At 65.2% G+C, this 25201-nt stretch carries 26 protein-coding genes; 13 read left to right on the top strand and 13 right to left on the bottom strand.

What is annotated here, in order from left to right; all coding sequences use genetic code 11:
- The 3 genes from Q0743_RS34240 to Q0743_RS34230 all read right to left on the bottom strand — a co-directional run.
- Window positions 1-1188, bottom strand: a 1188-nt coding sequence (locus tag Q0743_RS34240; protein WP_298245810.1) for an acetolactate synthase large subunit, incomplete at its 3' end; no start/stop codon positions are given.
- A 92-nt stretch (window positions 1189-1280) separates the two neighbouring features.
- Window positions 1281-3872, bottom strand: a complete 2592-nt coding sequence (locus tag Q0743_RS34235; RefSeq protein WP_298245809.1) for a Wzz/FepE/Etk N-terminal domain-containing protein — start codon at window positions 3870-3872, stop codon at window positions 1281-1283.
- Between the two features lie 288 nt (window positions 3873-4160).
- Complete coding sequence (locus Q0743_RS34230) at window positions 4161-4955, bottom strand: methyltransferase (RefSeq protein ID WP_298245808.1); 795 nt, start codon at window positions 4953-4955, stop codon at window positions 4161-4163.
- A 396-nt stretch (window positions 4956-5351) separates the two neighbouring features.
- On the opposite strand from Q0743_RS34230, the gene Q0743_RS34225 reads away from it, so the two are divergent.
- Window positions 5352-6380, top strand: a complete 1029-nt coding sequence (locus tag Q0743_RS34225) for a glycosyltransferase family 2 protein (RefSeq protein WP_298245807.1) — start codon at window positions 5352-5354, stop codon at window positions 6378-6380.
- Window positions 6381-6395: 15 nt separating this feature from the next.
- On the opposite strand, the gene Q0743_RS34220 is transcribed toward Q0743_RS34225, so the two are convergent.
- The gene (locus Q0743_RS34220; RefSeq protein WP_298245806.1) at window positions 6396-7382 is read right to left on the bottom strand and encodes a glycosyltransferase; all 987 of its coding nucleotides are present in this window, start codon (window positions 7380-7382) and stop codon (window positions 6396-6398) included.
- 248 nt (window positions 7383-7630) lie between these two features.
- Between Q0743_RS34220 and Q0743_RS34215 the strand changes: the two genes are divergently transcribed.
- From Q0743_RS34215 to Q0743_RS34205, 3 genes are all read left to right on the top strand, one after another.
- A complete protein-coding gene (locus Q0743_RS34215; protein ID WP_298245805.1) occupies window positions 7631-8731 on the top strand; it encodes a glycosyltransferase family 1 protein in 1101 nt (366 codons plus the stop codon).
- A 3-nt stretch (window positions 8732-8734) separates the two neighbouring features.
- Window positions 8735-10087, top strand: a complete 1353-nt coding sequence (locus Q0743_RS34210) for an O-antigen ligase (RefSeq protein WP_298245804.1) — start codon at window positions 8735-8737, stop codon at window positions 10085-10087.
- Between the two features lie 107 nt (window positions 10088-10194).
- On the top strand, window positions 10195-11340 hold the full coding sequence (locus tag Q0743_RS34205) for a GNAT family N-acetyltransferase (RefSeq protein WP_298245803.1): 1146 nt from the start codon (window positions 10195-10197) through the stop codon (window positions 11338-11340).
- 72 nt (window positions 11341-11412) lie between these two features.
- On the opposite strand, the gene wrbA is transcribed toward Q0743_RS34205, so the two are convergent.
- From wrbA to Q0743_RS34190, 3 genes are all read right to left on the bottom strand, one after another.
- Window positions 11413-12012, bottom strand: a complete 600-nt coding sequence (gene wrbA, locus Q0743_RS34200; protein WP_298245802.1) for an NAD(P)H:quinone oxidoreductase — start codon at window positions 12010-12012, stop codon at window positions 11413-11415.
- Between the two features lie 137 nt (window positions 12013-12149).
- On the bottom strand, window positions 12150-12848 hold the full coding sequence (locus Q0743_RS34195) for a pirin family protein (RefSeq protein WP_298245801.1): 699 nt from the start codon (window positions 12846-12848) through the stop codon (window positions 12150-12152).
- A gap of 40 nt (window positions 12849-12888) precedes the next feature.
- The gene (locus Q0743_RS34190) at window positions 12889-13641 is read right to left on the bottom strand and encodes an SDR family oxidoreductase (RefSeq protein ID WP_298245800.1); all 753 of its coding nucleotides are present in this window, start codon (window positions 13639-13641) and stop codon (window positions 12889-12891) included.
- A gap of 119 nt (window positions 13642-13760) precedes the next feature.
- On the opposite strand from Q0743_RS34190, the gene Q0743_RS34185 reads away from it, so the two are divergent.
- Both Q0743_RS34185 and Q0743_RS34180 read left to right on the top strand, forming a co-directional pair.
- The gene (locus Q0743_RS34185; protein WP_298245799.1) at window positions 13761-14696 is read left to right on the top strand and encodes a LysR family transcriptional regulator; all 936 of its coding nucleotides are present in this window, start codon (window positions 13761-13763) and stop codon (window positions 14694-14696) included.
- Window positions 14697-14986: 290 nt separating this feature from the next.
- Window positions 14987-15508: a transposase gene (locus Q0743_RS34180; RefSeq protein ID WP_298245798.1), complete on the top strand. Its 522-nt coding sequence runs from the start codon at window positions 14987-14989 to the stop codon at window positions 15506-15508.
- A 158-nt stretch (window positions 15509-15666) separates the two neighbouring features.
- Here Q0743_RS34180 and Q0743_RS34175 read toward each other — a convergent pair whose 3' ends face one another.
- Complete coding sequence (locus tag Q0743_RS34175) at window positions 15667-15924, bottom strand: hypothetical protein (RefSeq protein ID WP_298245797.1); 258 nt, start codon at window positions 15922-15924, stop codon at window positions 15667-15669.
- A 491-nt stretch (window positions 15925-16415) separates the two neighbouring features.
- Between Q0743_RS34175 and Q0743_RS34170 the strand changes: the two genes are divergently transcribed.
- The 3 genes from Q0743_RS34170 to Q0743_RS34160 all read left to right on the top strand — a co-directional run bounded on the left by Q0743_RS34170 (window position 16416) and on the right by Q0743_RS34160 (window position 18590).
- Window positions 16416-17018 (top strand): hypothetical protein, encoded by a 603-nt coding sequence (locus Q0743_RS34170; RefSeq protein WP_298245796.1) that lies wholly within the window; start codon window positions 16416-16418, stop codon window positions 17016-17018.
- Between the two features lie 136 nt (window positions 17019-17154).
- On the top strand, window positions 17155-18144 hold the full coding sequence (locus Q0743_RS34165; protein ID WP_298245795.1) for a tripartite tricarboxylate transporter substrate binding protein: 990 nt from the start codon (window positions 17155-17157) through the stop codon (window positions 18142-18144).
- Between the two features lie 95 nt (window positions 18145-18239).
- Complete coding sequence (locus Q0743_RS34160; protein WP_298245794.1) at window positions 18240-18590, top strand: hypothetical protein; 351 nt, start codon at window positions 18240-18242, stop codon at window positions 18588-18590.
- Between the two features lie 81 nt (window positions 18591-18671).
- On the opposite strand, the gene Q0743_RS34155 is transcribed toward Q0743_RS34160, so the two are convergent.
- From Q0743_RS34155 to Q0743_RS34140, 4 genes are all read right to left on the bottom strand, one after another.
- Window positions 18672-19502 (bottom strand): adenylate/guanylate cyclase domain-containing protein, encoded by an 831-nt coding sequence (locus Q0743_RS34155; protein WP_298245793.1) that lies wholly within the window; start codon window positions 19500-19502, stop codon window positions 18672-18674.
- 58 nt (window positions 19503-19560) lie between these two features.
- Window positions 19561-20028, bottom strand: coding sequence for a YbaK/EbsC family protein (locus Q0743_RS34150; RefSeq protein WP_298245792.1), 468 nt, complete (start codon window positions 20026-20028; stop codon window positions 19561-19563).
- A gap of 42 nt (window positions 20029-20070) precedes the next feature.
- Window positions 20071-20802: a haloacid dehalogenase type II gene (locus tag Q0743_RS34145; protein ID WP_298245791.1), complete on the bottom strand. Its 732-nt coding sequence runs from the start codon at window positions 20800-20802 to the stop codon at window positions 20071-20073.
- A 175-nt stretch (window positions 20803-20977) separates the two neighbouring features.
- Window positions 20978-21862, bottom strand: coding sequence for an amidohydrolase family protein (locus Q0743_RS34140; RefSeq protein ID WP_063197425.1), 885 nt, complete (start codon window positions 21860-21862; stop codon window positions 20978-20980).
- A gap of 311 nt (window positions 21863-22173) precedes the next feature.
- Here Q0743_RS34140 and ykgO point away from each other — a divergent pair, with 311 nt between their 5' ends.
- From ykgO to Q0743_RS34125, 3 genes are all read left to right on the top strand, one after another.
- Complete coding sequence (gene ykgO, locus Q0743_RS34135; RefSeq protein WP_006611362.1) at window positions 22174-22299, top strand: type B 50S ribosomal protein L36; 126 nt, start codon at window positions 22174-22176, stop codon at window positions 22297-22299.
- Window positions 22300-22422: 123 nt separating this feature from the next.
- Entirely contained in the window at window positions 22423-23055 is a 633-nt protein-coding gene (locus Q0743_RS34130) for a tetratricopeptide repeat protein (RefSeq protein ID WP_298245790.1), read from the top strand.
- Window positions 23056-23176: 121 nt separating this feature from the next.
- Window positions 23177-23437 (top strand): hypothetical protein, encoded by a 261-nt coding sequence (locus tag Q0743_RS34125; RefSeq protein WP_298245789.1) that lies wholly within the window; start codon window positions 23177-23179, stop codon window positions 23435-23437.
- 17 nt (window positions 23438-23454) lie between these two features.
- Here the strand turns inward: Q0743_RS34125 and Q0743_RS34120 are convergent, their stop codons facing one another.
- The gene (locus tag Q0743_RS34120; protein ID WP_097657477.1) at window positions 23455-23637 is read right to left on the bottom strand and encodes a hypothetical protein; all 183 of its coding nucleotides are present in this window, start codon (window positions 23635-23637) and stop codon (window positions 23455-23457) included.
- A 330-nt stretch (window positions 23638-23967) separates the two neighbouring features.
- Here Q0743_RS34120 and Q0743_RS34115 point away from each other — a divergent pair, with 330 nt between their 5' ends.
- Complete coding sequence (locus tag Q0743_RS34115) at window positions 23968-24987, top strand: alpha/beta hydrolase (protein ID WP_298245788.1); 1020 nt, start codon at window positions 23968-23970, stop codon at window positions 24985-24987.
- Window positions 24988-25201 lie beyond the last annotated feature (214 nt).

Raw genomic sequence — 25201 nt, 5'->3', positions numbered from 1 at the left:
GACGCGGGTGCGGTAGTTGCGCGCGAACCAGATCTTGTACATGCCATTGTCGAGGCAGACGATGCCTTTCTCCGGCATCACCGCGCGCACGTCGCGCACCAGCCGCTGCGGGATCACCGGGAAGCGGCTGGACTCCGACTCCTCGTTGATGTGCGCCAGGATCTTCTCGCGCAGCGCCAGCATGTCGGCGCCGGTCCTGATCTTGCCTTCCAGGCGCTGCGCCAGCGCCGTGACGCTGGCGCCGATGTCGCCGATCAGCTCGGCGTCGGGGAAGAACACCTGCTCGACGTTGGCCGGCTGGAAGCCGACGTAGACCACCTTGCGCTTGCGATGCACGCCGCCCATCAGGAACGGCGGCTTCTCCACCGTGTCGTGGCCGATGGCGACGATCAGGTCGGCGCAGTCGATGGCGTCGTGCACGTAGTCGCGCTCGGACAGCGCGGCGGTGCCCATGTACAGGTCGGAGCTGCCGGTGACGGCGCCCTTGCCCATCTGCGTGTTGAAGAACGGGATGCGCGCGCGGCGCACGAAGTCGGAGAGCGGCTCGACCAGGCGCGGCCGGTTGCCGCCGGCGCCGATCATGATCAGCGGGCACCTGGCCTGCAGAATCATCTCCGCCACGCGCTCCACCGCCTCCGCCGGCGGCACCGGCCGGTCGATGCGGTGAATCGGCACCAGCTCGGCCTCGCCCTGCTCGGCGGCGATGTCCTCCGGCAGCTCCAGGTGCACCGGCCCGGGCCGCTCCTCCATGGCGATGCGGAAGGCGTCGCGCACCATGGTCGGGATGCTGGCGGCGGAGATGATCTGGCGCGTCATCTTGGTCAGCGGCCGCATGGTGCCGACGATGTCGACGATCTGGAAGCGCGCCTGGCGCGCGTGCTTGATCGGCTTCTGGCCGGTGAGCATCAGCATCGGCATGGCGCCGAGATGGGCGTAGGCGGCGCCGGTGGTGAAGTTGAGCGCGCCGGGGCCGAGCGTGGCCAGGCACACGCCGGGACGGCCGGTGAGGCGTCCGTGGGTCGCCGCCATGAACGAGGCAGCCTGCTCGTGGCGCGTCAGCACCAGCTCGATCTTCGAGCCGCGCAACGACTCGACCACGTCGAGGTTCTCCTCGCCGGGAATGCCGAAGATGCGATCGACGCCTTCGTTCTCCAGGGCCTGGACCAGCAGATCGGATCCCTTGCTCATGAACTCGCTCCTTCGATGGCGGCAACAACTGGTGGGGGCGGCGACGCGCGGCCAGTGTCCACGATGCCCAGGCCGCGAACAAGCGCCGCCGCTTAATCCTTTCGTCGCAATCCTCTGCTGCCGCCCGCCGCGGCCAGCGTGCGGAAGGTGATGGAGCAGCGCAGCGCCGGCAGCGGCGGAATGCTGTGCTCCCAAGCCGTGCGCGCCTCGCCTTGCAGCAGATAGGCCGAGCGTGGCGCCACCTCCCGGGTGCAGCGCCGCCAGCGCCCGCCTTCACGCAGCCGCAGGCGCAGCGGCGCCGGCGCCAGCAGCGATACGCCGGCGATCACCTCGAACTGGGGCCGGTCGCGGTGCCAGCCGATGGGGACGCCGGGGTCGTAGCGCGTCACCATGGCCTGCACGAAATCCTGCTCCGGCCGCTGCGCGAACCGCGCCACTTTGCGCCGCAAAGGCAGCAACTCGGGCGGCAGCGGCTGCGCATCGAGCAGCTTGCGGCTGCCGGCAACAAGCGGCATTGCGGGACCGTCGAGCACGACGAGGTCATAGCCCCCCGCCGCCCGTGCCTGAGCAATCGCCTTGCGGATCGCATCGGTGGCCTTGCCGGCATCACCCTCGCCGGCGGGCAGCACCGAAATGCCGTTGACCGTCTTGATCTCGCGCGCGGCCTTGCTGCCGATCGAGAGCCAGCCGAGCTTGCTCGGCTCGCTCTTGCCGGGGCGGCTAATCTTGTTCGAGAGCGCGTGGGCCTGATGGTCGGCATCGATCATCAGTACGCGGGCGCCGTCGCGTGCGGCCGCGAGCGCGAAATTCAGCGCGCTCACGCTGCGCCCGGTGGTCTCGCCGGCACCGACGAGGGCAACGACGGGCATCGCCTTGCCTTCGGCGCGCCGATCCACGGCAGCGCGCATGTCGCGCCAGACGTTGAGCAGCTTCGTCAGGGGAAAGCCCGGCCGCAAGGTCGGCCAGCCCAGCCGTGTCAGGTCGACACCGCCGCCGGTGGCAAGAATGGCGCCGAGCGTATGGATGACGTCGGCCTCCTGAAGCCGCGCGATCAAGGGCTTTTCGATCAGTGGCTTTTCGACCATCGCAGGCTGCAGCGACGGCGCGGCGAGTTCGGGCAGCGCCTGCGTCGTTTCCGCAAGCTCCGAAGCCTGCTGCGGCCGCGGCGCTTCCGCAGCGGGCTGGATCTCGGGAGCGCGGATCTTCTCCGGCGCCGGCTTGCGCTCACGGCGGGCGAGGGCGGGGACCGGTGCAGTCGCGCCGGCGGACAGGAGCTCGGCCGCGACAAACCAGCCTGCGGCAGCGAGCGCGCCGAAGATGAAGCCGATCATGGCGAACATGCTCATCGCCGGTGGGAACGAGCGCCGCTGCGGCACCGTGGCCTCGCCGATGACGCGGGCCGCCGAGGTGTTCAGCGTCTCCTGCTCCTCGGTCTCGCGCGAGCGCTTGAGGAAGGATTGGTAGACGTCGCGGCTGGCATCGGCCTCGCGTTCGAGCTCACGCAGGCGCACGGCTGCCTGGCTGAGCTGGACGCTCTGCCGCTTCTGCGCTTCCAGCGCCCGGTTGAGCGAGGCCTCGAAGTCCCGCGCGCGCGTCAGATCGTTCTTCGCCGACTGGGCGAAGCGGTCGATCTCCTCGCTGATGGTGCGCTTGAGATCCTCGACCTGCTTCTCGGTCTGGCGCAGCGCCGGATGGCGCGGCCCGAGCTCGCCGGCCTGCTCGGCGTATTTCTTGCGGGCATCGGCATATTGCGCGCGCAAATTCGCGATGGTCGGCGATTGCAGCGCTTCGGGAATCGCGCCGGCATCGGCGGCGGTACGCCGGCTCGCCTCGATCTGGTCGAGCCGCGCCTGCGCGTCCATCGTCGCCGCGCGGGCTGCGGAAAGACGCTGGTTGCTGGCGGAAAGCTGCTGGTCGCTGATCAGCGCGTCCTGGGTGCCGACGAAATTGTTCTGGGCCTTGTAGGTGGCGAGCGCCGTCTCGGCGCTGCGCAGCCGCTCGCGCAGCTCCTTGAGGCGGCCGGAGAGATCGTTGGTGGCGCGCCGTGCCGCCGAAGCCTGCGAGTTGCGGGATTCGGCGAGATAGGCGCTGGTCAGCGTGTTGGCGAGCATCGCCGCCTTGGCCGGATCGGTCGACCAGACCTCGATGTCGACAATGAAGCTCTTCTCGGTCTTGCGGATGGTGATGTGGCGGTTCAGCGCGTCGAGCGCCGCGAGCTGCACTTCCTTCTTTTCCGCAGCGGAGGGCGCGGCAGGTTGAAGACCGATCAGTCCGAGCAGCGACGACATCGGGCTGGCGCTTCCGCCGCCGCCGAATTCCGGATCCTTGTCGAGGCCCGCCTGCTGGATGACCTGGAGCAGCACGCTGTTGGAGGTGATCAGGCGCGCCTGGCTCTCCACCACCATCGACATGCCGGAGACGTCCTGCGCGCGCGGCGTGAGCTCGCGGTCGACGAGTTGAAGCTCGCGCGGGTCGACATAGAGCTGGGCGGTGGCGGTGTAGCGGGGCGTCATGCTCTTGCCGATGGTGACGGCGAGCGTTGCGCCGAGCAGCGCGGCCGCGGCAATCGCGATCTTGCGCCGCCAAATCAGATTGGCGAGCTCCAGCACGTTGAAGCCGGCCTGGGATCTCTGTTGCGGGGGCTCGGATCTGGTCCGATCTATCGGCTGGCTATAGTCAAGCATGATCCCCAGCTTTCATTCCAACTGCCGCAGGCTGAGGGGTTACTCTTCGCTCTACGCCATGCCCCGGAGATATAGGGGCGCAATCAACGCAACAGGGAAAATTAACCATACTCACTAGGGGACTATTCACCGAAATGGCAAACAAAGCGTTTAAGCGCTTCGCACGAAGCGGTGTGTCCGCGTGACGCCGATGCGCCGGGTCCCAAGGAATTAACGGTTCGTTACCGCGCGCGGTGCGGCTGCGAGGCTCCGCCTGGTCCGTGATGGGCCGCGCGCGTGCCATGACGGTCAGCTCTTCCGCAGGATGACGTGATAGTCGCCGCGGCGGACGTCGGTGCCGCGCGACAGCATGGTGTTCAGCAGGGCGGCGCCGGCATCGACGAGGGCCGCGAACAGCGGCTTGCGCCGGCGCATCTCGGGATAGCGCGGACTCTCGACCTCGCGCCGGTAGATCATCTCGAGGCCGTTGGCAGCGGCGAAGGCTTCGAGCCGGGGCAGCGTCACCAGCGGATGAAAGAAGGTCGGGAACGGCGGCTCGCCGGGCAGGCCGGCGTCCTTGATGCCGCGGACGTGCCGGTAGAACCAGACGTGAAACCAGTGCGGCGAGTATTTGGTGACGACGCCCGACAGCGAGCGGGGATTGGGGGCGCCGATCAGGATCATGCCGCCGCGCTTGAGCGCATCGCGGAAATTCAGCAGCGCGGCGTCGACATGGGGCAGATGCTCGATCACGTTGTAGCAGATCACGAGATCGAAGGTCTCGCGGCCGAAACGATAGGTCTGCACGTCGCCGAGGATGGCCTCGTCCGCGTAGGTGTTGTTGCGAACCTGGTCCTCGTCGATGTCGACGACCGTGACCTTGCTGCGACCAAGCAATTCCGGCGGCAGCACGCTGCACGAACCCCCGCCGGCTTCGTAGATGGCGAGCTGGTCGCTCGGCAGCTCGCGGCGCAGCACGTCGTGAACGGCGAGCAGGCTGTCGCGCGCTTCGCCGGGGACGAGATCGTGCAGCGCCTGGACGGGCCCTGCGGGAATCCGGATCGCCGTGGCTGTTGCGAAATCGATCGTGGCTGGCTTGTTCATTTTCTCTGACCGCGCTTGTTCTAATCAAATTTACAGGAAAAAACTCGCCTGCCCGAAGAGCAAATCCGATGCCGCGCGGTCTCACCGGTAACAGTGCTTACGGTCGGGTTAATGCGCACACGCATTAACTACGGCATTGTTCATGTTGGGCCGTTGTCGCCGCATGGACCGCGAATTGCAGTACCACGCGCGCATGATTTCGCGGCAAAAACACGCGAAAGCGGTTAAACGCATGGAGTTTGTTTCAGGACGATCGGAGGATCGGTGCGAAGTGCAGGTGCGCGCGCCTCGATCGACCGTTCATTTTGGGACGCATCTGTCCCGCGGCGATGTACTGTTGCGGGACGATGGGTCGAAGCAGGGCTTTTTCAACATATCTCGGACATCTAAGACGTCATGACATTGATCCCGACAGAGCTGTCCGCCACGCGGATCTCGGACGCCGTGCGCGATCCCAACCGGGAGATCGCGGCGAGCTCGCGCGTCATCGACCTGTCGGTCGGCATCGTCGTCTGCATTCCCTGCTTTCGTCGTCCGCAGCACCTTCGGCTGACGCTGGACTCGCTGGCCAACCAGCGCACCCCGCGCTCCTTTGCCGTCGTCATGGTCGAGAACGATGCCGTGCAGCGCGAGAGCGCGCCGGTCGCCGCCGAATTCCTGGCCGAGGGCAGGTTGCAGGGCGTCTGCCTGGTCGAGAAGCGGCAGGGCAATTGCCAGGCGATCAACGCCGCGTTCGAGACGGCGCAGGCGCTGTTTCCCGCCGCGACCCGCTTCCTGATGATCGACGACGACGAGATCGCCTCGCCCGACTGGCTCGAACTGATGGTCCGCACCGCGGAGGCGACCGGCGCCGACGTGGTCGGCGGGCCGGTGCTGCCCGTGTTCGAGGACGACAGCAAGCCGTGGCTGTCGCGTCATCCCGCCTTTTGCCCGGCCTACGACTATTCGGGCGCGGTGCCGCTGATCTATGGCTGCGGCAATTGCCTGATCACGCGCGCGGCCTTCGAGCGGTTCGACCGTCCCGCGTTCGATCTCCGTTTCAATTTCCTCGGCGGCGGCGATTGCGATTTCTTCGTCCGGTGCCGCGACGCCGGCATGCTGTTCCACTGGACGGCCGAGGCCGTGATCACCGAGACCGTGCCGCAAAGCCGCACCAGCCTCGGCTGGATCGCAAAGCGCGGCCTGCGCATCGGCGCGATCAATTATCGGGTGCAATACAAGGCGGCGCGGAGTGCGGCGGCGCGGGCACGGGTGTTCACGCAGATGCTGGGACGGCTGCCGCTGTCGCTGGTTCGCGCGGCCGGCCTGCTGACGTCGTCGAAGGCTGTCGTCGCGATGCATCCGGTGCTGGTCGCGTTCGGCTCGCTGCTCGCGGCATTCGGGATCGAGCCGAGGCCTTATGAGGCCTCCAAGATCGTGTCCTGACCCAGTCGCGACGGGCTAGATGCCGAGGCGGGCGAGGGCGGTCCTGGCCGCAGCGCGCGGCAACGCCTTGAGCGAGCGTCGGCCGATCATGGCGAGATAAGAGAAGGCGTCGCGATACCTGCCGAAGCGCACCGCCTGCATCGCCGAATAGGTGACGAGATGAATCTCGGCGGCAAGGCGCAGCCCGGCCGTCATGCGCTCGGGCAATCGCGCCAGGATCAGGCCGTCGTCGAACACCCGCGCGATCGCCGGGAAGAAATCCGTCGGCGTGCGGACCGCGGCGTTCATGGTGTTGGCGGTGTGCAGACGATAATCGAGCAACAGCTTTGGCGCGAACTCGAATTCGCCGATCGCCGCCAGGCGGCACCAGCAGTGCCAGTCCTCGCAATACCTCAAGGACGTATCGAAGCCGCCGATGGCCCGGAAAGCTTCAGCGCGTGCGAGAGCGATGCCGCCATTGACGATGAAATTGCCGGCGGCAAGCCGCGTCAGCACGTCGCCGGACGGCTTCTTGCGCCCTTTCAAAAGGCCGCGTCGGCCGATCTGGCGCCCTTCGCTGTCGATCGTGTTGTAGTCGCCATAGACCAGAACCGCGCGCGGTGCACCGCGTGCGGCGGTCAGCAGGGCGGCCACGGCGCCGGGGCGGAGCCGGTCGTCGGCATCGAGGAACAGCAGCCATTCGGCGCTGGCATATCGCGCGCCGAGATTGCGCGCCGCCGACACGCCGGCGCCATCATTCGTCAGCAGGCGCAGACGCGGATCGCGAACGGCGCGGACGATCGCGGTGGTGTCGTCGGCGGAACCATCGTCCACCACGATCACCTCGCCGACCTCGCTCTGTGCGAGCGCGCTGGCGAGGGTTTCGCCGATATAGGCCGCGACGTTCTTGGCGGGAATGACGACGGATACGAGCGGGACCGCCGTCGCCGGCAGCGGCAGACGTGTTGCCGGCCCCACGCGGGAGGTGGCCGGCAATTCGAGAACGTCTTCGGCGGTGATCACGCTACTGCTCGCCTTTAATGATCTGTTAACCAGGACGCATCCGCCGCGCTGAAAATGCGCGCGATCGTGGCCCTGATTGCGCGCGGATGATACTCGCATCGCATGCGAATGGTTGCCGTGAAGGCCATCGCGGCGCCGGTTTCGTCAAATAGCGTTAAGCCGCTGGCATTAAGCCTGTGGCAAATTTCGAAGAGAGCGGCAGCCTGTCTCATGCGAGAATGCGCATCAGGTTGCCGCGGATGGATCCAGTGCCCGCAAAGACGTTCGAACACGACCCCGATGCGATGATCCTCAACCTCTTCTACGAGGACAAGGACGATCGCTGGTTTCCAGGCGACCGGCATCTGCGGCGCATGGCGCGCCGCCTGCTGCTCGGCGAGCCGCGCATGAGCGGACAGCTTCGCGTGTTCCTCAATCTCTGTGCGGGGCTCGACCGGCTCGGCATCCGCTATCGCGTCAACGATTACGGCTACATCGCGCAGCATCCCGACGAGCTCGCCTGCATCATCGGCCGCACCTTCCTGCTCGACAAGTTTGCGTGGAAGAACCCGATCCTGCTCGGCGTCGCCGCCCACAATCATCCGCTCGACGACCCCGATCTGTTCAAGCGTCTGCCGGTGAAGAAGGTCGTGGTGCCCGGTCCCTGGTATGTCGACATGTACCGGCCGCATTGGCCCGACACCGAGGCCTGGCCGATCGGCATCGACACCGATCTCTGGACGCCGACGCGCGCCGACCAGAAGAGCGTCGACGTGCTGATCTACGACAAGGTCCATTGGGACCGCGAACGCTTCGCACCGGAGTTGATCGAGCCCGTCCGCGCCCGGTTGACGAGGGAGGGCCGTTCGTTCGCGGAGCTGCGTTACGGCAGCTACAAGGAAGAAGAGTTTCAGGCCGCGCTGGCGGCTTCGCGCGCGATGATCTTCCTGTGCCAGAACGAGAGCCAGGGCATCGCCTATCAGCAGGCCTTGTCCTGCGGCGTGCCTGTCTTCGCCTGGGATCCGGGCGGGCCATGGCGGGACCCCGATTACTATCCGCACCGTGTGCAGTTCGCGCCGGTGTCGTCGGTGCCGTATTGGGACGATCGCTGCGGCGCCAGGTTCACCGACATCGCCGGCTTCGAGGCAGGCTGGGACGACTTCTGGACCGGGTGTGCGGCGGGTGCGTTCGATCCGCGCGGCTATATCCTGGACAACCTCACGCTCGAGCAACGGGCACTGCAATATTACGAGATCGCGCGGAGCATCATGCAGCCGCCGGCGGCGCAGACCTCCGGCAGACCCGGTGACGAACGTCTGGCAGGCAGCAGCCAGGACGTCGAGCTTCGCCGGCGTCATCAGATGACCTGAGCCATGGACCGCAGCGCCGCCGACATGACCGACCTCGAGGCCCGATCGTTGGGCCGCGTGCTGCGTGATGGGCTGGCGGAGCTGAATGCCGTGCAGGCCGCACGCTGCCTCGTCGCCGTCGCGGCCCTGCTGCTGGTGCTGGTGACGCTCGATCCGTTTCCAGACCTGCGCAATCCCGATGTCACCGCCGTCGTTGGCGGGCGAATGGCGCTGACCTATATTTCCTGGGGCCTTCTGGCCGCGGTCGCGGTGTTGCTCGTTGCCGGCACCGATGCGCCCGCGCTGAAGAGCCTGGTGACGCCGCTGCATCTCTGTCTCATGGGCTGGCTGGTGCTCAACATCGTGCTCTCAGAGAGTCGAGGCGTTTCGATACAGCGGTTCGTGCTCGCCGCCAGCGTGACCTCGCTCGCCGTGCTGCTGCCGTTGCTGCCGCCGTCGCAGCGCAGCTTCAATCAGTGCCTGGGTGCCGCCGCGCTGGTGCTGCTCGTGCTGTGCTATCTCGGCGTCTTCCTCGCGCCGCATTATGCGATCCACACCGCACTCGACATCACCGAGCCGCAGCTCGCCGGCGATTGGCGCGGCAGCTTCGGCCACAAGAACATCGCCTCGCCCGTGATGACGATCCTGGTCTATGTCGGCATCTACCTTTGCGCCGTCGGCTCCTTCGTGATGGGGCCGGCGATCGCAGCGCTCGCCGGCATCTTCCTGATCTTCACCGGCGGCAAGACCTCGACTGTGCTGTGCCTCGCGGTCTACGCGCTGGCCTCGCTGGTCTATGTCACGCCAAGGCTGTGGCTGAAGCGGGTCATCTGCTTCGTGCCGTTGATCGTGATGAACCTGCTGACGGTCGGCAGTGTCATGAGCCCCGCGCTCGGTGCCATCACGCGGCTGCTTCCGCTCGATCCCACCTTCACGGGCCGTTCCGACATCTGGGAGTTCGCGCTCGCGGCCGTCGCCGAGAAGCCGATCATCGGCCACGGCTATGCGGCCTTCTGGGACGACGTCACGGCGCGGCAGACGGCGCAAGGCGCCGAATGGGCGACCTCGGCGGCGCACAGCCACAACAGCTATCTCGACCTCGCGGTCACCATCGGCCTGCCGGGCCTGCTGCTCGTGATCCTCGTCTTCGTTCTCGCCCCGCTTCGCAATTTCCAGTCGGCCCAGACGCACAGCCACAGCGGCGCGCTCGCCAAGCTGTTCCTGACCGTGTGGCTGTTCGGCCTTTATTATGGAGCGACCGAGACCTTCCTGCTCGAACGGCAAAATCCGATCTGGTTCATGTTTGCCCTGGCCGCGGCGGGTCTGCATTTCCTGGCCAGGTTCCAATGTGTCGCGCAAACGGAACCGGCGCCATGAATGCGTTCGCATCCGAGGCTGTCCGTCGTGGCAATGGCTTAACGATAAGCCGGTCTGCGACAAAACATGACCTATCCCGAAACATTCAGTAATCGTATGCCCCGCCGATGACGTTTCTCAGCGTCGAGCAACTGGATGGTGTCGTGTCCGCCACCTCGGACATCGCGATCGATTTCGTGCGCGACTGGCGCGATGCTGCCTCGCGCCTGAGCGCCGGGCATCGCACCGCTTTCCAGCATGGATACTGGCTCGATGCCTGGTACCAGGCGTTCGGCGACGTCGCACCGTTGATTGCGGTGATCTCCGACGCCGCCACCGGCAGGGACATCGCGGTGGTGCCGATGATCAGCCATGTCAGGCGCGGCATCCGCATCGTCGAATTCGCCGATCTCGGTGTCTCCGACAACAATGCGCCGATCCTCGCGGTCGATGCCGCATTGGACGCGGCGGCAGCTCAGGCGGTCAGCAGGGCGCTGGTCGCGGCGTTGCGCGCCTTGCCGGACCGCTTCGATCTGCTGCGCCTCAGGAAGATGCCGGCCCAGGTCGGCGGCAAGCCAAATCCGCTGGTGTCGCTCGGGCGTGTCGGATCCTCCTCGCTCAACGGCAATCTCGTGCTGATGGGCGACGACTACGCGGACTATCAGGCGTCGATCAAGCGCATGCAGATGCCGCGCAGCTGGCGCGTCTTCAGCCGCCATGAAGGCGCTCGGTTCGAGATCGCCGCCGATGTCGCGCGTGCGCATGAACTGATGGACGTGATGGATGTCCAGCAGCAGGCTCGCATGCGAGAGCTCGGCTCGCCGTTCGTCCTCAACGATGCGGCGCATGCGCGATTCTATCGCGAGGTCGCCTGCCAGGGCATTGCCGAAGGCTATGCCGTCGTTTCGGCGCTGGTCTGCGACGAGGGCATCGTCGGCACGTCGTTCGGCGTCACGCACGGTGCGACTTACTACCTGCTGCGCATCAGTCACGCAGGCGATTCATGGTCGAGCTGTTCCCCTGGACGGCTTATCATCGAGCGAACCATGGCGGCGCTGCATGCACAGGGCGTGCGCCGTTTCGACCTCAGCATCGGCAATCAGGATTACAAGCGGCGCTTCGGCGCCGAGCGGGTGCCGCTGACCGACGTCAGCGTCGCGCTGTCCTGGCGGGGCTTGCCCTTCGCCTGGCGCGATCACGCCGCGCAGGGCCTGCGCCGCTATCCAGCGGCTGCCGCCCTTGCGGCGCGCGCCATGGGCAAGGGGATACGTTGAAGCGGCATTCCCGAACGGGAATGCCGCGACGCATCGGTCTTGTCGATCAGCCATGAAGCTGAGCCATGAAGCTTAGCCATGCAGCTTCTTGGCGGTCTCCGCGATCTGGCGGCCCTGATAGCGCGCACCGGCGAGCTCGTTGGCGCTGGGCTGGCGGCTGCCGTCGCCGCCGGTGATCGTGGTGGCACCGTAGGGCGCGCCGCCGGTGACCTCGTCGAGCTTCATCTGGCCGGCAAAGCCGTAGTTCATGCCGACGATCACCATGCCGAAATGCAGGAGGTTGGTGATGACGGAGAACAGCGTCGTCTCCTGGCCGCCATGCTGGGTCGCGGTCGACGTGAAGGCGCCGCCGACCTTGCCGTGCAGCGCGCCCCTGGCCCAGAGCCCGCCGGCCTGGTCCAGAAAGTTCGCCATCTGCGAGGCCATGCGGCCAAAGCGGGTGCCGGTGCCGACGATGATCGCATCGTAATTGGCGAGATCCTCGATTTTCGCGATCGGCGCGGCCTGATCGACCTTGTAATAGGAGGCCTTGGCGACCTCGGCGGGCACCAGCTCGGGCACGCGCTTGATGTCGACGGTGGCGCCGGCCTCGCGCGCGCCTTCGGCAACGGCATTGGCCATCGCCTCGATGTGGCCATAGGCGGAATAATAGAGAACGAGAACTTTGGTCATGGTGGTCTCCGTTGGGTGACGAGTTGAGTTGCTGTCGTTGCCGGGCTTGACCCGGCAACCCATCGCGCTTCAGAAAGCTCCTTGCGAAGGTGATGGATGCCCGGGGCAAGCCCGGGCATGACGAGTTCTTGTGCCGCCTACGCCGCGTCGACGAGCACGAGCTCGCTGTCTTCCAGCGCCGTGATCTTCAGCGTGCTCTCGTCGCGGATCGCAGCGCCGTCGCGGGCATTGACGCGCACGCCGTTGATCTCGACCGCGCCTGCCGCGGGCACGAGGTAGAGATGCCGCGAGGTCTGCGGCGCGTACTCGGCACTCTCGCCGGCCTTCAGCGTCGTCGCGAGCACGCGTGCGTCGGCGCGAATCGGCAGCGCGTCGGTGTCGCCTTCGATTCCGCTTGCGATGGTGACGAGCTTGCCGGAGCGATCCGCCTTGGGAAAGGGCTTCGAGCCCCAGGTCGGCTGTCCGCCGCGCGTCGTCGGCTCGATCCAGATCTGGAAGATCCGCGTCTTCGTCGGTTCCAGATTGTACTCGGAGTGGCGGATGCCGCTGCCGGCGCTCATCACCTGCACGTCGCCCGCTTCGGTCCGGCCTTCGTTGCCGAGGCTGTCCTGATGCGTGATCGCGCCCTCGCGCACATAGGTGATGATTTCCATGTTGGCGTGGGGATGGGCGGGGAAGCCCGTGTTCGGCGCGATCTCGTCGTCGTTCCACACCCTTAAAGAGCCATGGCCCATGTTGTTCGGATTATAATGGCTGGCGAAGGAGAAGTGGTGCTTGGCCTTGAGCCAGCCATGGTCGGCGCCGCCGAGCTTGTCGAAAGGTCTGAGTTCGATCATTTGCGTTATTCCCAGTGTTGGAAGAGGGGAGGCGCCTCGATCAGGCGCCGAACCCGCCGTCGACGTTGAGCACGGTGCCGGTGACGAAGGAGGCTTGCGGACTTGCGAGGAACACGACGCCGGCGGCGACTTCCTCGGGGCGGCCGAAGCGCTGCAGCGCGTGCTGCTTGCGCTGGGTCTCGGCAAACTCGCCGCCGTCCTTCGGGTTCATGTCGGTGTCGATCGAGCCGGGCTGCACCACGTTGACGGTGATGCCGCGCGGGCCGAGGTCGCGCGCCGCGCCCTTGGTGTAGCCGACCACGGCGGCCTTGGTGGCGACGTAGTCGGCAAGGCCGGGGAACGAGGCGCGGTCTGCGAGCATCGAGCCGACGGTGATGATGCGGCCGCCTTCACCCATCAATTGCGAGGCGGCGCGGATCGCCGCGATCACGCCATGCACGTTGACCTGGTCCTGGCGGACCAGCGCTTCGGTGTCGGCATTGGCATCGTCGATTGCGCCGCCATTGGCGACGCCGGCATTGTTGACGAGGATGTCGAGATGGCCGAATTCCCTGGCGACGTCATTGACCAGTTGCGTGACGTCCTTGGCTGACGCCTGGTCGGCCTTGAAGGCGCGCGCCTTGACGCCCCTGGCCTTCAGCTCGGTGACGATCGCTTCGGCCTTGTCCGGCGAAGCAACGTAGCTGATGGCGACATCAGCGCCTTCGTCGGCGAGAGCGCGGGCGCTTGCCGCGCCGATGCCGCGCGAACCGCCGGTGACGAGGGCAACCTTGCCTGAGAGTTTCTTGGTCATTGGATTTCTCCGTGTCCTGAATTCCTGATGACCCCTTGGATATGCCTCCGCCTGTGGTATAGAAATAGAAACTGTTGAAACGCATTGTTTCCTAAAATGAACTCAGGCGGGATCGATCCATGGCCAAACTCCCCGATTTCGAGGCGCTCGCGATTTTCGCAAAAGTCGTGGAATTGCGGTCGTTCGCCGGCGCCGCCAGCGAGCTGACGATGTCCAAGGCGACCGTGTCCAAGGCGGTCACGCGGCTGGAAGAGCGGCTCGGTGCACGGCTGTTCAACCGCACCTCGCGCCGGCTGGCGCTGACCGATGCCGGCCACAAGCTCGCCGACCGCGCCACGCGCCTGCTCGCCGACGGCGAGGCGGCGGAGAACGAGGCGCTGGCGCAGTCGGTGGCACCGCGCGGCCTGGTGCGGCTCGCCGTGCCCATGACGTTCGGCATCAAGGCAGTGGCGCCACTGCTGCCGGAATTCTTCGAGGCCTATCCGGAAGTCTCGGTCGATCTGCATTTGAGCGATGCGACGGTCGACCTGATCGGCGAAGGGTTTGACATGGCCGTGCGCATCGCGCGGCTCCCGGACTCCTCGCTGATCGCGCGGCGCCTGTTCACCATGCCGCGCTTCACGGTGGCCGCGCCGTCATACCTGAAGAAGCATGGTCGCCCGACCCATCCGATGCATCTGGCCGAGCACAAATGCTTCGCTTACGCCTACATGTCGACGCCCAACGTCTGGCACTACACCAACTCCGCCGGCGAGCAGGCCAGCGTCCGCCCCGGCGGCCAGCTTCGCGTCAACAACGGCGAAGCCGTGATGCCGTCATTGGTCGCAGGCCTCGGCATTGCCGAGCTGCCTGAATTCATCGTGGGCGAAGCGATTTCATCGGGCGCCGTCGAAGTGATCCTGAAGGACTGGAAGCAGGCCGAAGGCGCCGTGCACCTGGTGACGCCCCCCGGCGGCCCACGTCCCGCGCGCGTGGAAGCCCTCGGCGATTTCCTCGCCGCCAAGCTGCCGGGCACATGCAAGCGGCGGCCGAAGAAAGCTGGCAAAACCAATTAGCGACTTGGTGGGCACGCTGCGCTTTGCCCACCTTACAAGACTAGTCCATCGTCCGCGCAAGCTGCCGTAGGGTGGGCAAAGCGCAGCGTGCCCACGTCTTCGCCTGAGGGGATCGCAAGTGTCTCGATATCGGCGCGCGCAGGGCAGTTCGGCGAGTGATCGTGGGCACAGCGCGCGAAGAGCGCGCCTTTGCCCACCCTACGAGATCGCGCTAGTCTGTCGTCTATGCAAACCATCGTAGGGTGGGCAAAGCGAAGCGTGCCCACGTCTTTGCCCGAGAGGGATCGCCAGTGTCTCGCTATCGGCGTGCGCAAGGCAACACGTTCTTCTTCACCGTCGTGCTCGCTGACCGGTCGAGCAGGCTGCTGGTTGATGAAGTTGATCGCCTGAGACGAATCTACCGAAATGTCCGGCAACGCCGCCCGTTCGAGACGGTCGCCATCTGCATCTTGCCAGACCACCTGCACGTGATCTGGACGCTGCCGGACGGCGACCTCGACTTTTCATCGCGCTGGAATTTGATCAAAGGCGGGTTTTCGCGTGGCTTGGATGCTGCACCGCCTTCAATGAGCAAATTGAAAAAGCGTGAGAAAGGCATCTGGCAGCGGCGCTACTGGGAGCACGCTATTTGCGACGACGCGGACCTGGAGCGGCATGTTGATTACATCCATTTCAACCCCGTGAAGCACGGCCTCGTCCCACGTGTGCGCGATTGGCCTAGCAGCAGCTTTCATCGCTACGTGGAGAAGGGCACTCTTCCCTTGGACTGGGGAGGGGATGTGCAGGAGATCCCGGGGCAATTCGGCGAGTGATCGTGGGCACGGCGCGCGAAGAGCGCGCCTTTGCCCACCCTACGAGATCTCGCTAGTCTGTCGTCTATGCAAACCATCGTAGGGTGGGCAAAGCGAAGCGTGCCCACGTCTTCGCCCGAGAGGGATCGCCAGTGTCTCGCTATCGGCGTGCTTGGGGACTACGCCACCTTCACGCCGTCGACGGCAACGATACGCAAGCTCGGCTTCAGCGTGCCTTCCAACTGCGTCTTCAATTCGTGCACGCGCGGGTCGCGCGAGCGTGCCGCGCACCGGCCGTATTGATGGACGGATTGCGCCAGGGCGCGCCGCGCTTCCGGTGTTCGCGTCAATTCGGGCTTTGAAAGCCGCAGGACGATCGCTGCGAGATTCACCAGCATCTCGTCCAGGGCGACATCGATGTTCGCAGGACTTCGCATCACTCACTCCCTCGAGAGGGCAACAGCGAGTGCGGGCATGCGTTCCTAGGGCGGCCGGACATGGCTAACTCTTCGTTAACGTCTTGTTCTTGCTGCCCGGCACGCTAGGCTGGCAGCGGAACAAAGAAGAATGAGGGGGAGGCACCATCATGGATCGACGCGATCTCTTGCGCGCCGCTGCCTCATTGCCGCTGATGAAGTTTTCAACCAATCAGTTTGCCAAGGCGAAGAAACGCTAGGCGTCGTCGCGTTGCGGTCATAGACTTTGCGGTCTATATCCGCGCCTTTTGTTCGTGTTTCCCAACAACCCGATCGACCGCTGCATGATGCTTCGCCTCGTTTGCCTCGTCCTGTTCGCATTCTGCCTGGCCGGTCCCGCGCGGGCGCAGACCACTCAGCCGGCGACGGTTGCCAAGCCGGCAAAGAACGCGCTTTCCAAGCCGGCACCTGCTTCGCGGTCCACGCCGCAAGCTGCAGGACCGTGCGTCGGCGTGATATCGCTGCTGGGCGATCGCTTCATCGTGAAGAAGGTCGGCGTGACCGTGTTCGGCAACGAGAACAAGGAGGTTCCGGTCGACGGATTCGGGCTCGATGACCTCGTCGTCGAGCGTGTGAGGGCCGCGGTCGGCTCCGGTTTTGTCGTCCGCAGGATCGCCGCCGATAAATCCGCATTCAGTTCGTACGATCCCGGGCTTGGCATGTTCACTCGCAGCGACAAGGCCGGCGCCATCGTCCGACAAGTTGCCGGTCAGGCCGGATGCAAACGCTATGTCGTCGTGATCAAGGGAATACGCCAGGGTGGATTCTTCGGCATCGGTGTCATGAAGGGCAGCCCGTTGTACAACATGGCGGACATCTACGCGGTCATACGGATCTACGTTCATGACGGGCAAAGCTTCGCTATTCTGAAGAGCGGCGAAGGCTCGATCAGCGGAAGCAATTTCATGACAGGGCCGCCGACGCTGCGTATCGATTGGGCGCGGTGGCCAGAGCCGCCGGAAGCCGCCAACAATCCAGTGATGCGCGCGTCGACGCGGCAACTGCTCGGCAACGTCCTCGACAAGAGCCTGCCTGCCTTGTTGCAGTCGCAGTAGTTGAGGCGATCCGGCCAACCGGTCGACCCCTTCCAGGCCCCCTCCGGGGAGGGTGCAAGCGCACGGCTATCGCAACACAATCCATTTCGGCTAGGCTGCCTCCCAACAACGAAAACAATCGGGGAGGTACCAACCAATGAACCGCCGCGAACTCCTGAAGGCCGCTGCCGTGCTGCCGCTGGCACAGGCAGCTTGCTCTCAATCAAGCTTTGCCCAAGCTCTTTACCCCGCCCGCAACATCACTGTGATCGTGCCGTTCCCGGCCGGCGGCCAGGCCGATCTCGCCGCGCGTCCGGTGGCGATGGCGCTGGAGCGGATTCTCGGCAAGCCCGTGATCGTCGACAACCGCGCCGGCGGCGGCGGCGGCTCGGTCGGCAATGCCGCGGCGGCGCGCGCCGAGCCCGACGGTTACACGCTGCTGATGACGTTGTCCTCGCTCGCGGTGCTGCCCGAGGCCGACCGGCTGTTCGACCGTCCTGTCGCCTACGAAGTCTCGCAGTTCATGCCGATCGCGCGCGTGCTCGCCGATCCCACGCTGCTGGCGGTGCCGGCATCCGCACCGTGGAAGACGGCGCAGGATTTCATCGAGGACGCATCGAGGCGCCCGGGTCAGATCACCTATGGCTCGTCCGGACCCTACGGCACGCTGCACGTGGCGATGGAGATGTTCGCAAGCAGCGCCGGTATAAAACTGCTGCATGTGCCGTTCCGCGGCGCCGGCCCTGCACTCACCGCGTTGCTCAGCGGGACCGTGCAGGCGATTGCGGCCGCGCCGGGCACGCTGAAGCCGCAGGTCGACGACGGCAAGCTGCGCGTGCTCGGCAATTGCGGCGCCCAGCGCGTCGCGAGCTTCCCTGATGTGCCGACCTTCCAGGAGCTCGGCTACAAGGACGTCGAGATGTACATCTGGGCCGGGCTGTTCGCACAGAGCTCTCTTCCCGCGCCGATCGCGACCCGACTGCGCGAGGCGATGGCGCAGGTGATGAAGAGCCCCGACGTGCTCAAGGCCTTCGAAACCTCGGGCAGCCTCGTTGCCTACCAGGACGCGCCGGCCTTCGCGCAATTCGTCGCGACCGACAGCACGCGGCTGATCGCGGCGGTGAAGAAGATCGGCAAGGTGGAGTAGGTTCCCGCGCCATTTTCACATTTTGTTGTTGGTCCAGAACCGGCTCCCGCCTCATTAATTGATGAGGATTCGTGGGAATCGAGAAGGATCGGGATATGCGAACAGAGCGGATTGCACTGGGTGTCGTGCTCGCGATCGGCGGCATCGTCGCGCCGGGCGCAGCATTCGCCGAGGAATATCGCGGGACCATGGAACAACAGATGGCCTGCACGCCGGACGTCTGGCGTCTCTGCAGCGACCAGATCCCCGACGTGAGCCGGATCACGGCTTGCTTGCGGCAGAACACGCCGCAGCTCTCGAGCGGCTGTCGTGCCGTGTTCCAGTCCAACAACCAGATGCCGCCCCAGCAGCAGGTCCCGCGCAATCGCGCCGCACCACCGCCGCGCTATAACGATGCGCCGCCTCCGCAGGTACAGCCGCGTCCCTATGACGATAACGACGATTAGACCGACGACGACCAGGCCCTGACGAGGGTATGATCCGGACTGCGCAGCGATAGGCGCGAGGCTACGGTCGTGCCGCCTCGTTCAGCGGTCCGGCCTGCTGTCCGATTCGGGCCGCTGTCCGAGCACCATCCGCAACACCACGCCGAACAGAATGGCTGCGACCGGCCAATGGAACCAGATCCTGTTGCTGGTGAAGAGGTTGATCAGAATCAGGAAGGCCGACACCGTGAGGGCCGCCGCGACCGGGCGGGGCAGCCTTGCGAGCCATTCCGAGACGACATTCGTCGGCGATGATGGCGCGCGCCTGTCGTCCATCCGCGGAGCCCGCGATCGCTCGAACGGAGTTGCGCTGTCCCCGACCGCGAAGCTGGCGGGCCCGGCTGCTTGGCCACCCAGGGTCAACCGGTAACTGGTCAGGGGCGCGATGTTCTTCAGCGGGCGCTGGCCGAGGCAGTCGAAGCCGACGGACAGCTTGTTGTGCACCTGGTCGTAGACGGAGCTCGAGATCACGACGCCGCCGGGCTCGGCGAGCTCCTGCAGGCGCGATGCGATATTGACCCCGTCGCCATAGATGTCGGTGCCGTCAACCATGACGTCGCCGAGGTTGATGCCGATGCGAAACTGCATCGGACTCGCCTGCGATGCGTCAGATGCCTGACTCGAGATTTCGTGCTGGATCTCGACCGCGCATTGCACGGCCTCGACGACGCTGGCGAACTCGGCGATGATCGCATCGCCCCAGGTATTGACGATGCGGCCGTCATGGCGCTCGACCAGGCGCGCAATGGCCGTGCGGTGGCGGCGGAGCGTTTCCAGCGTTCCGGCTTCGTCCGCTTCCATGAGACGAGAATAGCCGTACACGTCGGCGCACAGCACCGTGGTCAGTCGTCGCTTCACCTTGTCGTCGGTCATGGTCGTTATGCTAGCCTCCCTGACCGTCAAATGCATCAGGCATCGTGCCGGCGCCGCCTTACGGCCTGACCTCGCAGACATCGACCCATTCGGCCGATGTGAGTTCGGCCATGCGATCCGGGGTGATGCGCACCGCGCTGTGGGTCGAGCCCGCGGCGGGGACCACGACGTCGAAGGCCTTCAACGACACGTCGCAATAGACCGGCAGCGGCGCCTTCAGCCCGAACGGGCAGACGCCGCCGACCTCGTGGCCGGTGATGTCGGCGACCTCCTCCAGCACCAGCATCTTCGGCTTGCCGCCGAACTGCGCCTTGACCTTCTTGTTGTCCATGCGTGAGGTGCCGGCGGCCACGATCAGGATCACGCGTTCGCCGACGCGCAAGCTCAGCGTCTTGGCGATCATGCCGGGCTCGACGCCATAGGCTTCGGCGGCCAGCGTCACGGTCGCCGAGCTGATCGGGGATTCCATGACTGATATGTCGGGGGCTTTCTCGGCGAAGAAGGCGCGAACGGATTCCAGGCTCATTCACTTCTCACGGGCGGGCGGCTCACGGGCAGGCGGCGATCCCTAGGCAATCCCCGGCAGCTCGGACAGCGCGCGGACGCGGTGGTCCGGTGCGAAGCCAAGCTCGTCCATCTGGGTGCGGATCGCCTTGAACATGGTCAGCGGTGCCACGAGTTCGGTCTCGACGCAAGCCAGCGCCATGGCTTCCGGCGTCACCCGCTCGATCCAGGCGACGTTCAGCCCGAACGACTTTGCCCCCGCCACGTCCCAGGGATTGGAGGACACGAACAGCACATCTTCGGGCGCGGTGCCGAGCTCTTCGCCGATCAGCTGATAGGCCGCCGGGCTCGGCTTGAAGATCTGCTTCGCGTCCACGCTGATGGTGGCGTCGAGCAGGCGGTCGAGCCCGGTGTTGCGCACCAGCGCATTCAGCATGTCCGGGCTGCCGTTGGAGAGGATGGCAAGCTTGCGCGGCTTCAGCGCGGTGAGCGCGGCGGTCGCATCCGGATAGAGATCGAGATGCAGGTATTTCTCGATGATGCGCTCGAAGGCGTCCTTCTCATAATCAAGCCCGAGCATGCGCAGCGTATAGGCCAGCGAGTCGCGGGTGACGGCGGCAAAGTCCTGGTAAGCCTGCATCAGCGAGCGCAACCAGGTGTATTCGAGCTGCTTGATGCGCCAGACCTGCGTGATGATCTCGCCATAGCCCGGAAACGCATCCTCGGTGATGTCTGCAACCGACTGGATGTCGTAGAGCGTTCCATAGGCGTCGAACACGACGGCGTTGATGGGCATCGATCAGTCCTCCGGTGCTGCGAAGGAGGACTATATACCTCGCTCACCCGAGCGAGGCGGTCAGTTTACCGTGTTTTGCTATGCGATGCGTGCTCAACGGAGGCCGGGCGCAAGTCTGAGTGCGCGTGAGGGCTTCGGTCTCTGGGATCGAAGCCCTCTGCGTTGACAGGGAACGCTAGATCCCCAGAATCTTCCGTGCGTTCGCCTTCAGCACCTTCGGCCGGATCTCGTCGCGGATCTCGATCTTGGCGAAGTCCGACAGCCAGCGGTCCGGCGTGATGACAGGCCAGTCCGAGCCGAACAGCATCTTGTCCTGCAGGATCGAGTTGATGTAGCGCACCAGGATCGGCGGGAAATATTTCGGCGACCAGCCGGAGAGGTCGATATAGACGTTCGGCTTGTGGGTCGCGACCGACAGCGCCTCTTCCTGCCAGGGGAAGGAGGGGTGGGCGAGGATGATCTTGAGGTCGGGGAAATCGGCCGCGACGTCGTCCATGTACATCGGGTTGGAATATTTCAGCCGCATGCCCATGCCGCCGGGCATCCCTGAGCCGACGCCGGTCTGGCCGGTGTGAAACAGCGCGATCGCGCCGCCATTGTTGATCTCCTCATAGAGCGGATAGGCCATGCGGTCGTTGGCGTAGAAGCCCTGCATGGTCGGGTGGAATTTGAAGCCGCGCACGCCGTATTCCTCGATCAGCTTGCGCGCCTCGCGCGCGCCCAGCTTGCCCTTGTGCGGGTCGATCGAGACGAAGGGAATGAGGACGTCGAGATGGTCGGAGGCGGCCTCGATCATCTCGTAATTGTTGTAGCGGCGGAAGCCGGTCTCGCGTTCGGCATCGACCGGGAAGATCACGGCGGCGATGTTCTTGGAGCGGTAATAGGCCGCGGTCTCCGGCACCGTCGGCGGATGCTTGTTCGGCGACTTGAAGTATTCGGCCATCTGCGCCTGGAAGTCGTCATAGCCGTCGTCGGGATGGCAGCCGCAGGGCTCTTCGGCATGGGTGTGGATGTCGATGGCGACGACTTTGTCGATATCAGGCAGCTTCAGCTTCGGCATGGGTTTCCTCCCGACGGGTTGCCGAATTGATTATATGATATAACGAATTTGGCAAGGCGTCCTCGAAAGGTCCTGATTTCCTTTGGGATAAATCGGGCCGATCCGGCCGCTTCTACTGTGCATGGGGTTGTTTTCGCAATTTTGCCGGTTCGGAACCGGGCGGTTAACATTGACATGACCTCCCGCCATGCCTTAAGAACCGCCCCGTCCCGGGCGGTCGTCCGCCGGCGGGAAAAATCTCATTTTGCCACATTCGCGCGTGCCGAAACGGTAGTGCCGAACACGGCCTTTCGAACGTTCAGGATTCTGCCATGAAGGTCCGTAACTCGCTGAAATCGCTGCGCGGTCGCCATCGCGCCAACCGCCTGGTCCGCCGCAAGGGCCGGGTCTATGTGATCAACAAGGTGCAGCGCCGCTTCAAGGCGCGCCAGGGCTGATATCCCTGGGGCGGCTGATCCCGCCCTGCCGGACGCCCCGCGCGCCCGCAAGACCACTGGCTCACACGAGTTTGACGCCGCCTTTGCTTTGCAAGGGCGGCTTTGCGCGTTTAGACTTTCACCATGGCAGTGAGATTCCTTCATCCGCGCACCCTGTGTCTGGCCCTCGTGCTGGGAACCGCCGGGCTCGCTCCGGCCGTTGCGCAGCAGGTTGAGCCGCCGGGCAAGCAGAAGAAGCTGCCGGAGGCGCCGGCCAAGCTGCCCAAGGTCGATCGCACCAAGAATCTCGATTTTCTGTTCGGCGCGCTGAAGGCGGCGCCCGACGAGGTCAGCGCCAAGCATGTCGAGGCGCGGATCTGGGCGATCTGGTTGCAGACCCCGAGCGACACCGCGGCGCTGTTGATGGCGCGGGCCAAGACCGCGGTCGATGCGAAGAAGATCGAGGTCGCGATCAAGCTGCTGGATTCGGTCATCAAGCTCAGGCCCGACTACGTCGAGGCCTGGAACCGGCGCGCTACGCTCTATTACATGCAGAACGACTATGGCCGGTCGCTCGCGGACATCCAGCAGGTGCTGATCCGGGAGCCGCGCCATTTCGGCGCGCTCGCGGGCCTCGGCATGATCATGCAGGAGGTCGGCAACGAGAAGCGTGCGCTCGAGGCCTATCGCAAGGCGCTCGCCGTCAATCCGCATCTCGAAAAGATCCCGGACCAGGTCAAGGCGCTGACCGAGAAGGTCGAAGGGCGCGACATCTAGCCTGAAGCGATCATCTTGAGTGAATGCGGCGGCTTCGGATTAACCACGATCGGAGGCGCGGCATCGTGAGGACTATTGTCGGCGCTGCCGCAGGCCTACCTGCATGGCAGGAGCGAAAGCCATGAAGCGAATGATTCTTGCAGGGTGCTTGCTGCTCGCGTCGGGGACGCTGAGCTTGGCCGACGGACTGTTCTGGGTGGTCGGCAACCGCGCCACCGGAAAATGCAACATCGTGACCAGCAATCCGGTCATCATCGGCGATATCTGGTTCGGCGACGGTCCCTACAAGTCGAAGGCCGATGCCAAGCTTGCACGTTCGACGATCCGCGCCTGTCCCGCGCTCACGCCGGACGAGGAAAAGGACGAGGACGGCGCGAACTAGCCGCGTTCACTGCAGGCTCAATGCAGGGCGCTACCGCCGCGCTCGACCAGGCCGCGGTCGGCGGCTGCGGCGTAGGCCTTGGCCAGCTCCGTCTCGAGATGCTCGTTGATCAGCAGCAGCGCCCGCACGGCACCGCGCAAATCGCCGTTGCAGCTCGCCACGATCTCGTCGATCGCAGTGTCGTTCGATCTGAAGCTCATCGAAAATCCTCCGGTTCAAACCAGTGCAAGTTCTGCCGGTCTTTCCCCAGCCCCTGAGGTTGCGAGGAGGATCGGCGCCCACCCGCGCTTAAATGGCGGAACCGACCGTGGCGATTATAAGGAAGCCGCGATGACGGCCGCATGAAGCTGGTCCGGGGCTTGCGCGCCCGTGTGGAATATTGTTGATTTCATTGGGTTTTTGAGTTCCGCAATTATGCACATATCCACAGCCCCGGCGTTTTCGGTGGACGGCGGCAAGAGCTGATGGACGAAACTGCCGCACACAAGGCTCGTAACTTCCCCGTGCCCAGGATCTCCCGGATTCTCTTCATGATCGTGATCTCAGTCGTGACGGCGCTGGTTCTGCTGGCGCTGGTCACGCAGGCCGGAATCGTCGCCGTTCAGCGCGCCTATCCGCCGCAAGGCGGGATGGTCGAGGTCGACGGCGCGAGCCTGCACGTCGTCGATATCGGCCCGCGCGCGGCCGAACCCGGTCCGCCCGCGGCCGAAACCGGTCCGCCCGCGGCCGAACCCGGTCCGCGCGATGCCGGCCTGCCGATCGTGATGCTGCACGGCGCGAGCTCCAATCTCGAAGCAATGCGGCGGCCGCTCGGTGATCTCCTCGCCAGGAACCATCGCGTCATCCTGGTCGATCGTCCCGGCCATGGCTGGAGCACGCGGGCGCGGCGGCAGGATTCGACGCCGCAGATCCAGGCGCGGATGATCGATGAGGCGCTTGGCAAGCTCGGGATCGAACGTGCGATCTTCGTCGTGCATTCCTGGAGCGGCGCGCTCGGCGCGCGGATTGCGCTCGATCATCCGTCCCGCGTCGCCGGTCTCGTCATGCTCGCGCCCGTCACTCATCCCTGGCGCGGCGGCGTCGGCCGTTACAACGAGATCATCGCGACGCCAGTGATCGGCCCGCTGCTCGCCTACACCATCACCTTGCCGCTCGGCTATTTCGTCGCTGAAGCCGGTGCGCGCAACGTGTTCCTGCCGCAGACGATGCCCGATGGCTTCGTGCAGGATTCCGCGACGCCGCTATTGCTGCGACCGCGCGAGTTCATCGCCAATGCCTATGATCTGGTGACGCTGAAGGAAGCCGTCGCGGCGCAAGCTCCGCGCTATGGCGAGATCAAGGCCCCGGTCACGATCATCGCCGGCGAGCCCGACAAGACGGTGAGGACCAGCATCCACGCCCGCCCGTTTGCCGCAACGGTGCAGAATGCGAAGCTGATCGTGCTGCCCGATCTCGGCCACATGGTGCAGAACGCCGTGCCGGACCGCGTCAAGGCGGAGATCGAGACGATGATCGGGAAGATCGCCCCGGCGCAGGCGGCCGCCGATTAGAAAGTTTGCGAGCTTTCGCAGGGTGGGCAAAGGCGCACTTGCGCCGTGCCCACGATCTGCGTGTGACTGGTGAGGATTCGTAGGCACGCCGCGCAAGAGCGCGGCTTTGCCCACCCTACGGCACCGCGCCTGTGTCGCCCGCTGTCAATCCATTCGCTCAAAAATATTCCACTTTACCGAAATTCGGTTTTGTCGTATCCATCGCTCATCCCGG

The sequence above is a fragment of the uncultured Bradyrhizobium sp. genome (genome assembly GCF_936943645.1).
Taxonomy (GTDB): Bacteria; Pseudomonadota; Alphaproteobacteria; order Rhizobiales; family Xanthobacteraceae; genus Bradyrhizobium.
The sequence above is the reverse complement of the archived record's forward strand: the minus strand, read 5'-3'. Positions and strand labels throughout refer to the sequence as shown.